This is a genomic window from Gordonia sp. C13 (assembly GCF_023218005.1).
In the GTDB taxonomy this organism is placed as follows: Bacteria; Actinomycetota; Actinomycetes; order Mycobacteriales; family Mycobacteriaceae; genus Gordonia; species Gordonia namibiensis.
This window is the reverse complement of record NZ_JALPSY010000023.1, coordinates 21,787-34,354: the sequence shown is the minus strand read 5'-3', so window position 1 is coordinate 34,354 and position 12,568 is coordinate 21,787. Positions and strand designations below refer to the sequence as shown.

Sequence of the window (12,568 nt, the reverse complement as noted above, 5' to 3'; positions counted from 1 at the left end):
TTTAAGGCATACCCGACATTTTCGACTCACCGACGCGGACTCACCACGTCATCTCGTCACGACATCGTCCCTGATCGTCGTTGTCGACCTGCACTGTGGCGTGCTCGAGACCGTGGCGGGCCAGGACGGCCTGCGCGGCGGGCAGCACCTCCGAGTTCGGCCGGGTGCTGCCCAGGTGCACGGTGGCGACGTCCATGCCGGTGGTCAGGGTCCAGACGTGCAGGTCGTGGACATCGTCGACGGTGGGGATACCGGCGAGGTCGGAGCGCAGCGTCTCCACGTCGATGTGTGCCGGCGCCTGCTGGTTGAGGATGCGCAGCGCGTCGATCGCCAGCCGGAGCGCACGCGGCACCACCCACAGGGCGATGAGGACCGCGACCACGATGTCGGCGTAGCCCCAGCCGGTGGTCAGCGCGACGATGCCGGCGATCAGGACCCCGACGCTGCCGACGGCGTCGGCCAGGACTTCGAGGTAGGCGCCGCGGACGGCGATGGACTCCTTGGCGTCGGCGCGGAGCAGGAGCATCACCCCGAGGTTCACCGCCAGACCCAGCAGGGCGACGATGATCAGCGTCAGGCCGGGGACCTGCGGATCGTTCCCGATGCGCTCGATCGCCTCGATCAGGACGAAGGCCGCGACTCCGATGAGCAGTACCGCATTGGCGACGGCGGTGAACACCTCGGCACGATGCCACCCGAAGCTACGGGTGTCGGTGGTCCGGCCGTGACGACCCAGCAGCAACGCGATCAGACCCATGATCAGTGCGACGACGTCGGTGAGCATGTGCCCCGCGTCGGCGATCAGGGCGAGCGAGTTGACCAGGATGCCGGTGACGAGCTCCACGACGAAAAACCCGCCGATGAGCGCGACCGCAAGCGCCATCGGCCACAGCCGCCGCTCCCCTGCGGCACCGGCGCCCGGGGTGTGGGAATGCGAATGTGAGTGACCCATGATGGCGGTCAATATATGCGGAAGTTCGCATATGTGGCAACAGGCCTACCGCGCTCCGTTGTGTCGGCCTCAGCTTCGGAGGGTGGCGAGCGCCGACGAGCGTCGTAGGCCGGCGATCATCAGCAGATCGACGAGCAGGGACCGGATCTCCGCGAGCAGCGCGGCCTCGGAGAGGTGGCTGTTCACGGCCAGGTCCGTCCGCGCCTTGCGCACGATCGAGCGGATGACGCGAGCGGCCTCGACGGGGTCGGGATCCGCGCCGGGATCGGCCAGCATCATCTCCCGGAGCACCTCGAACGCGCCGCCCACGTCGTCGATGATCTCGATGATCGCCGGCTGCACCCGCTCTCCGCGCTGGGTGACGGCCAGGGATCTACGCGCGATGATCCGGAAGTTGCGGACCGCGTTGTCGATCGGGTCGGCGGTCCTCACCAGTCGGTCGAGCCGGTCGCGCGAACTCCAGTACAGCGGCGAGATGCGGGTGACCTCGCGGCCGCCGGTCATGTCGGTGCGCATCTTGTTGATGGCCGCCTGAGTACCGCGCGCGGTCTCGAGCGCAGCGGCGATCGTGTCCGCATCGCCGGCGCGCAGCCCCTCGGCGACCGACCGCGCCGTGTCCCGGATGGTGAGCAGCACACCGGCCGCGTCTTCTCGCGCCCGGTTGGCCGGGTTCACCGGGAACAGCGCGGCCACGAGTATCCCGAGCACCCCGCCGATCAACGCGTCGAGCGCACGATGGAATCCGGCGACCCCGCCGGGCGGCAGCAGGGTCGCGACCAGGACCGCCGACGACGCCGCCTGCATGGGGATCAGCAGCCCGTCGTCGAGCACGACCGCCAGCGACATCGCCAGGATGACGACCACCATGATCTGCCAGGCGCCCTCACCGACCCAGCCGATGAAGAGGTCGCCGACGAGGATGCCGATCGCGACACCGCCGACGAGCTCGACCGACCGGCGCCAGCGGCGTCCCAGGCCCAGTCCCAGCGATATGACCGCCGCAATGGGGGCGAAGAACGGGTCGGGATGCGCGAAGACGTGCGTCGCGACCCACCAGGCGATTCCCGCCGCCAGCGCACACTGGACGATCGGGATCAGGGAGATCCTCAAACGACGAAGGCGTCGTCTCAGCGTTGCAGGCAGGGAGTCGTAGACCCTGCGCGGGAACGAACCGCTCGCGGCTGCCGACATTCGACGAGTCGCGGGTCGGTCAGACCAGGCCGAGCTCGGCGGCCGCCCTGGGGTCGCTGTCGTTGAGGAGGTCGAGGCAACGCAGGTGCTCGTCCTCTTCCCCGATCAGTTCGGCGGCCCGGGCGAGAGCGCCTACGCATCGCAGGAATCCGCGGTTGGGTTCATGACTCCACGGGACGGGACCGAAGCCCTTCCAACCGTGCCGACGCAGCTGGTCGAGCCCGCGGTGGTAACCGGTCCGCGCGTAGGCGTAGGCGGCGATGACCGCACCGGTGTCGCCGGCCTCGCCGGCTGCGGTCGAGGTCTCGAGGGCCGCCTCGGCGAGATACGCCCAGGCGATGGAGGCGGTGGGATGGGCGGCCGCGGCCTCGGCCGGGACTGCCCCGTTGAGCAGGTCCGACTCGGCGTCGTCGTCGCCGGTGAGCAGAACCGGTTGCGGGCCGAGGAGATCTCCGAAAGACGTCATGTACCCATTCAAGCATCGAGGCCGCTCGGGTGACCGCATCGACCGAATGCCGTAGTGCTGGACCTGCCGACGATTCGCTAGGGTGAATGGCGCAATCGGTCCTGCCACCGGGCTACTCGGTGGCCGGGCCGAAACCATGCGATGGGCAGAATGCGGGGTGATCAGTCGATGGCTCGATCCGACAAGCCGAGAGCCGCTGTCACCAAAGCACTTTCGACGCTGCGCCAGGCCCGGGACGAACGTCGTTCACGACGGAGCGGTCAATCGGCCGCCGCCGCCGGGCCGGCCGCGGCAGCCCCTGGTGGCGCGGATGCACGTCGCGACCTCACCGGCCGACCCGACGCAGGTCCGGGCGACACACCGGACACCGCCCCGGCCCGGCCACCCGAACCCGCGACGGAAACCGACCGGGATTCCCGATCGCGTCCGGACATCGCGGACACCACCCCGGATACTGTTCCGACCGGCGACGACGCCGAGAACCAGAGCACCAGCAGAGAGGGCCACGAGCAAGCCGTGGACGATCCCACCCAGAACGACACCGCCGAGAACCGGGCCGACGACGCGGCGGACACCGGCACCGACGCTTCGGACGCGCAGGCCCCCGCGGAGAAGGCCCCGGCCAAGGCGCCGAAGCCCAAGGGTGGGCGCGGGATCGACGGTGCGACTCAGATCATCAGCCGCGACAACCTGCCGTCGCCGGAGGATCTCGAAGATCTGGACTCGATCGATCCTCTCGGCACCGATGACGCCGACACTCCCGATACCGAACCGGCCGACGCGGAGGAGGCGCCGGCCGAGCCGGTGAGCAAGCCCGCCCGCCTGGGGCCGAGCGACTCCAAGACCACGGTGATCCGCCGTGAGGATCTCCCCGACCCGAGCGAGCTCGAGGATCTCGACGACATCGATGCGACCTCCGCGGCGCCCGAGCCGCAAGCCGAGGCCGAGGAAGCCGACGAGGTTGCGGCCGACGAGCCTGAGCCTGCGGAGCAGGACGACGCCGCCGAGCCGGCGGACGCAGAAGCACCGGGCACGGACGAGACGGACGCGGGCGAGACGGAGACCGCTGAGTCGACCGGAGAGGCCGCCGACGAGACGGAGATCACGGAAACCGCCGACGCTGACGACACCGACGAGTCCCGGGCAGGCGCAGCTGCGGTCGCGGCCGGCGCCGTGGGTGCGGCGGCCGCCGGTGCTGCCGTGGCCGGTGGTACCGACGAGACCGAGGACGAGAACCCGGGCGAGGAGGTCGCCGACCAGACCGACGCCGAAGCCGAGTCCGAGGATTCCGTCGCCGACGCCGGATCAAGCCCGGCAGCAGACGAAGCCGACACCGAGATCGCAACCGAGACCGAGGAGCCCGTCGAGTCCACTGACGAGGTCGGGGAACCCGCAGCGGAGCTCGAGCCGACCGAACCCGAGGTCGCCGAACCCGAGGCAGCTGAGCCAGAGGTCGCCGAGCCAGAGGTCGCCGAGCCAGAGGTCGCCGAGACCGAAGAAGCTGACGGCACCCCGACCGACGACGAGGCGCCGGCAGAGGCACCCACCGAGGCGATGTCGCTGGCGAAGGTCGAGGACGATCACGCGACGGCTGCGCCGGCAGACGAGCCCGCCGACGATTCCGATGCCGCCACGAAGGTCATCCCGGCTGCGGCCGCGGCTGCAGGTGCGACCGCGGCCGGAGCCAAGGCAGCGACGCCGGACGAGCGCACCGACACCGTTCCCGAACCCGCGGTCGCCGCGCCGTCGACCGGTGAGTGGACGACCACGACCCAGCAGCCGCAGGTCATCCCCGGCAGCAAGCCGTCGAAGACCACCAAGAAGCGCGGCAAGGGCCCGCTGATCGCGGTCATCGCGCTCATCGTGGTGATCGTGGCGGCCATCGGCGGCATCTTCGCCTACCAGAACATGACGGCCACCCCTCCGGCCGACGAGGCCGCCGAGGTGGCGCTCGACTACACGACCGCGCTGTACGAGGGCGACCTCGAGACCCTGCGGTCGGTCACGTGTGGTGAGCTGCACGCCTTCTACGAGGACTTCGACGACGCCGCCTACCAGAAGACCTACGACGCGCAGAAGGCCCGCAACGAGCTCGTCCAGACCCAGGCGATCAACGCCGTCCGGGTCGTCGAGGGCGGCGATCTGGCGGTCGTCGAGGTCGTCGCGGTGCACACGAGCTCGCCGGAGACCCCTGAGACGGTGACGCTGAACCTGCAGCGCGAAGGTGATGACTGGAAGGTGTGCAACCCCACGTGACCGGCGGTCAGGGGTGGGGTCCCCCGTCGACCACACCCCCGCCGCCGCCACATGCGCCGGACCCGCTCGGGTACGACGCCCTGGCGTACCAGGAGCAGTCAGCGGACGTGCCCGTGTACTTCACCCCTCGGCGCCCGACACCGCCGACCACACCACCGCCGGTGTCGAGCGGCCCGTCGCGGCGTATCCGGCCCACCCGCCCCGGGAGTACGAGTGGACGTTCCGGGTCACGCACCGATCCCGCGGTCCTCGTCTCCGCGCTCGTGATGATCGCGCTTGCGGTGGCGGTGATGGTCGGGTTGCTGACCTCCTGACCCGGGTCACCGCCGTTTCACCTCCCCGCCGTTTCACCTCCCGGTTGTCGGGTAAGCGCCGGATCGAACCCCACGTCGAGCCCGCTGCGTGGCACCCGCTGAACTCCCGGGAGGAACGCCATGCCCCGATCACTGGCCGACCAGACCGAAGACGAACTGGGTGGACGCCGCTCCGTCCTGAGCCGCCAGAAGCGGGACCACATCGAACTGGACCGTCTGATCAAGGCCGCCGAGGGCGCCTCCGGACACGACCGCGAGGCAGTTCTGAACGAGCTGTGCCGACTCGTCTTCCCCCACGCCTTCGCCGAAGAGGCCGTGCTGTGGCCGGCGATCCGCCGCCGCCTCGCCGACGGGGAGCAGCTCACGCTCGAGATCGAGAAGGAGCACCAGGCGATCAACGAGCTTTTCACCTCGCTGGAAACCCTTGACGTCGACTCCGACGAGCACCACCGACTGTTCGCCGAGATCGTCCGTCTCCTACGGGAAGACGTCCGCGACGAGGAGGACGTCCTGCTCCCCCGGCTACAGGAGGCGACCGACCGCGACGAACTCGTGCGCCTGGGCACGTGGTGGCAGATCGTCCGCTCCACCGCTCCCACGCGGCCGCACCCGGTGGTGGCCCGACGCCCTCCGGGTAACGCGATCGCCGCGGCACCGCTCACCGCGCTGGATCGTTTCCGCGACCTGCTCGACGCGACCGCGCGCACTGACCGACCCTGGTCGTCGGCGGCTCGCTCGACCAGTCGCATCGTCGCGACCGCCGCGGGTGCCATCGAACACATCCCGCCGCTGACGCGGGGCGAACGGCCCGCGACCAGGACATCCCACGCCGGAAAGCACCGACGCTGACCCCGGCCGTGATCGACCGGGGCCCGAAAACAGTTCTGCCCGCACCCTCGAAAGGGTGCGGGCAGAAGTGTCAGACGATCAGGCGGTCAGCGACTTGCCGTTCGACTTGAGGTCGTTGCACGCCTCGACGACACGCTCGCTCATGCTGGCCTCGGCCTTCTTGGACCAGCTGCGCGGGTCGTAGACCTTCTTGTTGCCCACGTCGCCGTCGACCTTGAGGACGCCGTCGTAGTTGGCGAACATGTGGCCGGCAACCGGGCGGGTGTAGGCGTACTGGGTGTCGGTGTCGACGTTCATCTTCACCACGCCGTAGCTCAGCGCCTCGTCGATCTCGCTCTTCAACGAGCCCGAGCCGCCATGGAAGACGAAGTCGAAGGGCTTGGCACCGTCGGCCAGACCCAGCTTCTTGGCGGCAACCTCCTGGCCGGTGTTCAGCACGTCGGGACGCAGCTTGACGTTGCCCGGCTTGTAGACGCCGTGGACGTTGCCGAAGGTGGCGGCGAGCAGGTAGCGGTTGCCCGAGTCGCTGGCGCCCAGTGCCTCGATGGTCTTCTCGAAATCCTCGGGGGTGGTGAACAGCTTGTCGTTGATCTCGTTCTCGACGCCGTCCTCCTCACCGCCGACCACGCCGATCTCGATCTCCAGGATGATGTTGGCCGCGCCCGCCTTGGCGAGGAGCTCCTTGGCGATCTCCAGGTTCTCGTCGAGCGGCACGGCACTGCCGTCCCACATGTGCGACTGGAACAGCGGGTTCTGGCCGGCGTCGACGCGCTCCTGCGAGATCTGCAGCAGCGGACGCACGTAGGTGTCCAGCTTGTCCTTGGGGCAGTGGTCGGTGTGCAGGCCGATGAGGACGTCGTACTTGGCGGCGACGACGTGTGCGAACTCGGCGAGTGCCACGGCACCGGTCACCATGTCCTTGACACCCTGGCCCGAACCGAACTCGGCACCACCGGTCGAGAACTGGATGATGCCGTCACTGCCGGCGTCGGCGAAGCCCTTGATCGCGGCGTTGATGGTCGACGACGAGGTGCAGTTGATCGCGGGGAATGCGTAACCACCCTTCTTCGCCTTGTCGAACATCTCGGCGTACTGCTCCGGGGTTGCAATGGGCATCGACGAATCCTCCAGGGTGTTGATGTGCTCTGGTGTTCGGGTTCTCTCGCCGTCGGTTGTTCTCCGTGGCGAGCAGCCGGACTTCCCGCGGCCGGACTTCCCTCAGTATGGCAGGTGCCACACCGGCGGGTGCGCCCACCATTGGGCCCCGGACCTGCACCGTCCTCGACTCAGGCGCGGGTGAGCAGCAACGGCGCGGACCACCGGCTGCCGGCGAAGGTCAGCCCGAGCAGCCGGTGGTCGTCGAGTGCCCGGAACTCGTCGCGGACCCACCGCCACGGCATCGGCCCGTCCTGCCCGTACGAACACACGATGACCGGGCGGTCTTCGAGCCATGAGGGCTCGAGCGTCACCTGCATGGGCATCAGCTCGCGGAGGGAGCCGTCGGCGTCGTCGACCAGGTTGACGGCGTCGCCCCCGGTGGCGAACCGCTTCCCGCGCCAGCCCCGCATCCCGCCGAGCGCGATCGCCCGCGGCGCCACCGCCTTCAGAGGGGCCGGTCCCACGAAGGTGATGAGGTAGTCGCCCGGGGCGGGCAGCGTGGTCGGGGCGTCGCCTCCGAGAACAGGGTGCGCAGGCGACCCAGGGAGGTGGGCAGGGTGGTGGTCACTGTGCTCCGATGCTCGAGGCGTGGTCGGGTGACGAGGTCCGGCGAGCACGGTAGCGGGCGGCGAACCGCTCGGCCATGGCGGTGATGGTCAGGCTGGGGTTGACGCCCACGTTCGCCGGGATCGACGAGCCGTCCACCACGTAGAGCCCGGGATGGCCGAACACCTGGTGGTCGGTGTCGATCACGCCGTCGGAGGCGTCGGCCCCCATCGCGGCCCCGCCGAGCACGTGCGCGGTGATGGACTTGCCGCCCACGCTCTCCAACAGCAGGTTGAGGGGCCGGCCGCCCGCCGACTCTGCGAACCGCCGGGCCACCTCGTTGGCCTGCGGCAGGTAGCTCGGGGCGGGGGCACCCCCGCCGGTGCGGGACCGCAGGACGCGGCGCCACGGGGTGACCGGGGAGCGGTCCATCACCAGGCGGATCTCGTTCTCCACATTCTGCATCACCGTGAACACGCTGAGACGCTCGATGAAATTGCGCGCGGTCATCAGCCGGAGCTGCCGGAACGGGTGGCGGCCGAGCTCCGCCAGCGCCGCGCGCCGCCGCCGGGCGGGAACCTCACCGTCGACCAGCGGGCCGAGTTGCAGCCGCATGTGCCAGCCGCCGACGTACCGGTTCTGGGTGACGTGCGTGGCCTCGTCCGGATAGAACTCGCTGGAGATGGTCGGGCCTCGGGTGAGATCGGCGTCCGGATCGTCGGCTAGAACCGCGGTGATGGCCTCCGAGTTGGTGCGCACCCCGTGACCCAATCGAGGTGAGACGTGCGGCAGCAGCCCCTGCTCGCGGGAGCGGAACAACAACTCGACCGTGCCCAGCACGCCCGCGGCCAGCACCACCTCGGCCGCGCGCAGGACCTCGCCGTCGGCGGTGTGCACCTCGTATCCGCCCTCGGGCATCGCGGCCACGGTCTCGACGCGGGTCTCCGGGCGGATCCGGGCTCCCCGGCGCTCGGCGAGCCACAGATAGTTCAGGTCCAGGGTGTTTTTGCTGCCGTACGGGCAGCCGATCAGGCAGGCTCCGCAGCGTCGGCACCCGGTGCGAACCGGGCCCTCGCCGTCGAAGAACGGGGTCGGGGACGGTGACGCCCTCCTCACCGGGCGCACCGAACCAGATCGCCATGGGCGTGGGACCGTATGTCTGTCCTGCGCCCATCTTCTCGGCGGTGGTCTCAAGATGGCGGTCCATCTCGCCGACGAACCGCGTCGTCTCGCGCCCCAGCATGCGGGCGGCGGTGCGGTAGTGCTCGGTCAGCTGGGCGCGCCAGCCGTCTGCCACCTCGGGCCAGGCGGGGTCGGTGAAGAACTCCTCTTTGGGTTCCAGGAGTACCCCGGCCCACACGATGCTGCCGCCTCCCACACCTGCGCCGCCGATGATTCAGACGTGTCGCAGCACCCGCTGCCAGAAGAAGCCCCTCAACCCCAGCTCCGGCATCCACAGGTACTTGCGCGGGTCGCTGCGGGCGGCGAGGAGATCCTCGGGCGTGTGCCGACGACCCTGTTCGAGCACCAGCACGCGCCGACCCTGCTCGGCCAGCCGCAATGCCGCGACGGCGCCACCGAACCCGCTGCCCACCACGATCACGTCGGCGGTGTCGCGGGAGGCTGCGGAGGGGTGTGGGGAGGGGTCGTTCGACGAACCGGACATCATGCGAGGAGCTTAGTTCGGGCGGGGCGGGATGGCGGTCGGGACCGTCCCGTGGACGGCGCGATTCGTCGTCGCGGAGGTCGCGAGATTCCGCCCAGGTCGCATTCGTGGGTACTCTGGGATCCCGTGATCGACTCAGCACTTGCCACCACGACCACCAACCTGGCGCTTCTGCCGGGATTCCTGGACCCGGTCAACCTGCTCAACTCGTTCGGCACCTGGATGCTGGCGGGTCTGCTCTTGGTGGTGTTCATCGAGTCGGGTCTGCTGTTCCCGCTGCTGCCGGGCGACTCCCTGCTCTTCACCGCCGGCCTGATCGTGGCCGCGAAGTCGGCGGAAATCGAGCCCTTCGCCCCACTCTGGGTGCTGCTGGTCACCATCCCGATCGCCGCTTTCCTGGGCGATCAGGTCGGGTACTGGATCGGCAAGAAACTCGGGTACACCCTGTTCAAACCGAATGCGCGGGTGCTCAAGGAGTCCTACATCAACGAGGCCCACGAGTTCTTCGAGAAGCACGGCCCGGTCACGATCATCCTGGCCCGCTTCGTCCCGATCGTCCGCACTTACGCGCCGCTGGTCGCCGGTGCCGCCCGCATGCGGTACCCCGTCTTCCTGACCTACAACATCATCGGCGCGGTCGCCTGGGGTGCGGGTGTGACCCTGCTCGGTTACTTCCTCGGCCAGATCGAGTTCATCCGAGACAACGTCGACTACATCTTCCTGCTGATCGTCCTCGTGTCGGTGCTCCCGATCATCTCGGAAATCGGCAAGCGCATCCTGCGTGCCCGTAAGGGGGTCGTCGAGGAGGAGCCCCTGGCACCGTCGAAGGACCCCGCGCCCACTCCCCCGGCCGAGTAGGCGCCTACCAGGCCTGATCCAGATCGGCGTGCTGCCGGACCCATGCGTGCATGGCGATCCCGGCGGCGACGCCGGCGTTGATGCTGCGGGTCGACCCGAACTGCGCGATCGACACCGTCATGTCGGCCTGCCGCTGGGCATCGTCGCTCACGCCGGGACCTTCCTGACCGAACAGCAGCACGCATTCGCGCGGTAGTTCCACGGTCTCCAGCGGCCGGGATCCCGGGGTGTTGTCCACTGCGACGACCGACAGACCTTCTCCGCGCGCCCAGTCGAGCAGGTCGCCGACCGTGTCATGGTGCATCAGATGCTGGTAGCGGTCGGTGACCATCGCGCCGCGCCGGTTCCAGCGGCGTCGTCCGACGATGTGGACCGCCGCGACGGCAAAAGCGTTCGCGGTACGTACGACGGTGCCGATGTTGGCGTCGTGGGCGAAGTTCTCGATGGCGACGTGCAGCGGGTGCCGACGTGTGTCGATGTCGGCGACGATGGCCTCGCGCTTCCAGTACCGGTACGCGTCGACGACGTTGCGGGTGTCGCCGTTCGCGAGCAGCTCGGGATCGAGGTGGTCGTCGTCCGGGATCGGCTCATCAGGGTGTTCGACCGACCAGGGGCCGACGCCGACCGGGGGTCCCGTCACCCACTCGGTGGGGCCGGCGACCCCGGCGTGCGGATCGGGTGTGTCAGGCAAGGCCGAGATCGCTCAGGCCGAGCAGCGAGCGGTAGGGCACCCCCAGCCCGGTGATGACCGCGTCCGCGCCGGTCGCACGGTCGACGACGGTCGCGACGCCGACGACCTCGCCGCCGATCTCGCGCACGGCCTCCACCGCGGTCGAGGGCGAGGCTCCCGTCGTGCTGGTGTCCTCGACGACGAGCACGTTGCGCCCGACGATGTCCGGTCCTTCGATACGACGCTGCATGCCGTGGGCCTTCGCGGCCTTGCGCACCACGAAGGCGTCGATGTCACGGCCGTCGGCATGCATGATCGACGTCGCGACCGGGTCGGCGCCGAGCGTCAGGCCGCCCACGGCGACGTAGTCCCAGTCGGCGGTCAGCTCGCGCATCAACCGGCCGATCAGGCGGGAGGCCTCGTGATGCAGGGTCGCGCGCCGAAGGTCGACGTAGTAGTCGGCCTCCTTGCCGGAGGACAGAGTCACCTTGCCGTGCACGACGGCGAGTTCGCGGACCAGTTCGGCGAGTCGTGCCCGCGCCGCAGCGTCGACCTGGGGCGGCGTGCCGTCGGAAACCGGGCTTGACGAGGACATGCGACCACTCACTCTCGAACTCTCCGGCTGTCGGCCGGTGTGCATTGGATGACGATTACCCTACGGTGCCCGCGGGGGGGCGTCGGATGAGCCCTGTCGCTCAGCTGCGGTGGCGATTGGGCCGCTCGCCGGCGTCCTCGGCCCGGCGGGGCGCCTCCTCGGACTTGCGCGCTGCAGACCCTCGGACCGGCATCGGAGCCATGCCCCGGCCCGTCGTCGACGAGGTACCGGTCGCCGGCGGTGGCTTGCGAACCGGGGCAGCCGGCTTGGCGGCCGGGGACGCCTCGGTTGCGGGAGCCGCCGCGGCCTGCCGACGGCGCTTGTCGCGCATCGACTCGGTCTTCTCGTCGGCGAGTTCGGCACGCGTGGGTCCGTGAGGGTCGCGAGGATCGGGCGAGTCCTCGGGTTCGCGCATCGGGGGAAGGACGCGCAGCAGGTCGGCGAAACGCCGGACCACCTCGAGGCCGGTGTTGAGCGTGGCGGGATCGTTGGTCAGCGGCAGCGAGCCGAGCGCCCAGTTGCCCTCGTTCCACAGCACCTCGACGAACGCCGGTGCCTTGTTGGCCAGGGCGACCATCCGCCGGTCGCACACGCGACGGGCGACGTCGAGGTTGTTGGAGAACATGACGCGCGGACCCATCGCACCGAGGAGTTCGACGTCCTCCTCGGCGGGTGCCAGCACGTCCTCGTGACGCAGGTCGACGACAACGGGCGACGGCGAGGACCGGCGGACGGCGATCACGGTCGCGGTCTCGGCGAGATCGAAGACGACGGTCTCCACGCCGCCGTAGCGGCCGTAGGCGACGTCGCGGACCTCGACGTGATCGGGGACGTTCATCGTTGCCCGACGAAACACCTTGCGCAGCTTGGTGTCCGTCTCGCGGAACTTGAACTCGTGCTCATCCCCCCAGATCGCACGCTGGTGCCGCGCGACGCTCGACCGCTGCCGGTCGAGCCACAACAGGACGCCGGCACCCGCGAGTGCCACGGCGGCGATCAGGAAATAGACGGTGGTCATCGCGCTACAGCCTACTATCGGCCGGGCCG

At 69.5% G+C, this 12,568-nt stretch carries 14 protein-coding genes; 4 read left to right on the top strand and 10 right to left on the bottom strand.

The window, feature by feature from the left end; translation table 11 throughout:
• Nucleotides 1–40: 40 nt before the first annotated feature.
• The 3 genes from M1L58_RS16985 to M1L58_RS16975 form a co-directional block, all read right to left on the bottom strand.
• Nucleotides 41–952 (bottom strand): cation diffusion facilitator family transporter, encoded by a 912-nt coding sequence (locus tag M1L58_RS16985; RefSeq protein ID WP_006867950.1) that lies wholly within the window; start codon nt 950–952, stop codon nt 41–43.
• A 69-nt stretch (nt 953–1,021) separates the two neighbouring features.
• Nucleotides 1,022–2,143, bottom strand: a complete 1,122-nt coding sequence (locus M1L58_RS16980) for an FUSC family protein (protein WP_006867949.1) — start codon at nt 2,141–2,143, stop codon at nt 1,022–1,024.
• Between the two features lie 19 nt (nt 2,144–2,162).
• Nucleotides 2,163–2,609: a DUF3151 domain-containing protein gene (locus tag M1L58_RS16975; RefSeq protein WP_248659785.1), complete on the bottom strand. Its 447-nt coding sequence runs from the start codon at nt 2,607–2,609 to the stop codon at nt 2,163–2,165.
• A gap of 168 nt (nt 2,610–2,777) precedes the next feature.
• Here M1L58_RS16975 and M1L58_RS16970 point away from each other — a divergent pair, with 168 nt between their 5' ends.
• From M1L58_RS16970 to M1L58_RS16960, 3 genes are all read left to right on the top strand, one after another.
• Nucleotides 2,778–4,865: an Rv0361 family membrane protein gene (locus M1L58_RS16970; RefSeq protein ID WP_248659784.1), complete on the top strand. Its 2,088-nt coding sequence runs from the start codon at nt 2,778–2,780 to the stop codon at nt 4,863–4,865.
• Entirely contained in the window at nt 4,862–5,179 is a 318-nt protein-coding gene (locus M1L58_RS16965; RefSeq protein ID WP_248659783.1) for a hypothetical protein, read from the top strand. The genes M1L58_RS16970 and M1L58_RS16965 overlap by 4 nt, the downstream gene beginning before the upstream one ends.
• A gap of 120 nt (nt 5,180–5,299) precedes the next feature.
• Nucleotides 5,300–6,028 (top strand): hemerythrin domain-containing protein, encoded by a 729-nt coding sequence (locus M1L58_RS16960; protein WP_006867945.1) that lies wholly within the window; start codon nt 5,300–5,302, stop codon nt 6,026–6,028.
• A gap of 78 nt (nt 6,029–6,106) precedes the next feature.
• On the opposite strand, the gene fbaA is transcribed toward M1L58_RS16960, so the two are convergent.
• The 4 genes from fbaA to M1L58_RS16940 all read right to left on the bottom strand — a co-directional run bounded on the left by fbaA (nt 6,107) and on the right by M1L58_RS16940 (nt 9,401).
• Nucleotides 6,107–7,144 (bottom strand): class II fructose-bisphosphate aldolase, encoded by a 1,038-nt coding sequence (gene fbaA / locus M1L58_RS16955; protein ID WP_143932349.1) that lies wholly within the window; start codon nt 7,142–7,144, stop codon nt 6,107–6,109.
• 170 nt (nt 7,145–7,314) lie between these two features.
• Nucleotides 7,315–7,650: a hypothetical protein gene (locus M1L58_RS16950; RefSeq protein WP_248659782.1), complete on the bottom strand. Its 336-nt coding sequence runs from the start codon at nt 7,648–7,650 to the stop codon at nt 7,315–7,317.
• A 100-nt stretch (nt 7,651–7,750) separates the two neighbouring features.
• Nucleotides 7,751–8,848, bottom strand: a complete 1,098-nt coding sequence (locus M1L58_RS16945) for a GMC oxidoreductase (RefSeq protein WP_248659781.1) — start codon at nt 8,846–8,848, stop codon at nt 7,751–7,753.
• 280 nt (nt 8,849–9,128) lie between these two features.
• A complete protein-coding gene (locus M1L58_RS16940) occupies nt 9,129–9,401 on the bottom strand; it encodes an FAD-dependent oxidoreductase (RefSeq protein WP_248659780.1) in 273 nt (90 codons plus the stop codon).
• Nucleotides 9,402–9,524: 123 nt separating this feature from the next.
• On the opposite strand from M1L58_RS16940, the gene M1L58_RS16935 reads away from it, so the two are divergent.
• Complete coding sequence (locus M1L58_RS16935) at nt 9,525–10,256, top strand: DedA family protein (RefSeq protein ID WP_119033171.1); 732 nt, start codon at nt 9,525–9,527, stop codon at nt 10,254–10,256.
• Between the two features lie 4 nt (nt 10,257–10,260).
• Here the strand turns inward: M1L58_RS16935 and M1L58_RS16930 are convergent, their stop codons facing one another.
• From M1L58_RS16930 to M1L58_RS16920, 3 genes are all read right to left on the bottom strand, one after another.
• Complete coding sequence (locus M1L58_RS16930) at nt 10,261–10,947, bottom strand: TrmH family RNA methyltransferase (protein ID WP_005197917.1); 687 nt, start codon at nt 10,945–10,947, stop codon at nt 10,261–10,263.
• Entirely contained in the window at nt 10,940–11,521 is a 582-nt protein-coding gene (pyrE, locus tag M1L58_RS16925; RefSeq protein WP_143932347.1) for an orotate phosphoribosyltransferase, read from the bottom strand. Before pyrE ends, M1L58_RS16930 begins: the two co-directional genes overlap by 8 nt.
• Before the next feature lie 100 nt (nt 11,522–11,621).
• The gene (locus M1L58_RS16920; RefSeq protein WP_006867938.1) at nt 11,622–12,539 is read right to left on the bottom strand and encodes a hypothetical protein; all 918 of its coding nucleotides are present in this window, start codon (nt 12,537–12,539) and stop codon (nt 11,622–11,624) included.
• Nucleotides 12,540–12,568 lie beyond the last annotated feature (29 nt).

What these genes read in the sequence shown, in the direction of transcription:
- pyrE (WP_143932347.1), bottom strand. Translation starts at nt 11,521, where the DNA reads ATGTCCTCGTCAAGCCCGGTTTCCGACGGCACGCCGCCCCAGGTCGAC.
- fbaA (WP_143932349.1), bottom strand. Translation starts at nt 7,144, where the DNA reads ATGCCCATTGCAACCCCGGAGCAGTACGCCGAGATGTTCGACAAGGCG.
- M1L58_RS16920 (WP_006867938.1), bottom strand. Translation starts at nt 12,539, where the DNA reads ATGACCACCGTCTATTTCCTGATCGCCGCCGTGGCACTCGCGGGTGCC.
- M1L58_RS16960 (WP_006867945.1), top strand. Translation starts at nt 5,300, where the DNA reads ATGCCCCGATCACTGGCCGACCAGACCGAAGACGAACTGGGTGGACGC.
- M1L58_RS16975 (WP_248659785.1), bottom strand. Translation starts at nt 2,609, where the DNA reads ATGACGTCTTTCGGAGATCTCCTCGGCCCGCAACCGGTTCTGCTCACC.
- M1L58_RS16980 (WP_006867949.1), bottom strand. Translation starts at nt 2,143, where the DNA reads ATGTCGGCAGCCGCGAGCGGTTCGTTCCCGCGCAGGGTCTACGACTCC.
- M1L58_RS16985 (WP_006867950.1), bottom strand. Translation starts at nt 952, where the DNA reads ATGGGTCACTCACATTCGCATTCCCACACCCCGGGCGCCGGTGCCGCA.
- M1L58_RS16970 (WP_248659784.1), top strand. Translation starts at nt 2,778, where the DNA reads ATGGCTCGATCCGACAAGCCGAGAGCCGCTGTCACCAAAGCACTTTCG.
- M1L58_RS16940 (WP_248659780.1), bottom strand. Translation starts at nt 9,401, where the DNA reads ATGATGTCCGGTTCGTCGAACGACCCCTCCCCACACCCCTCCGCAGCC.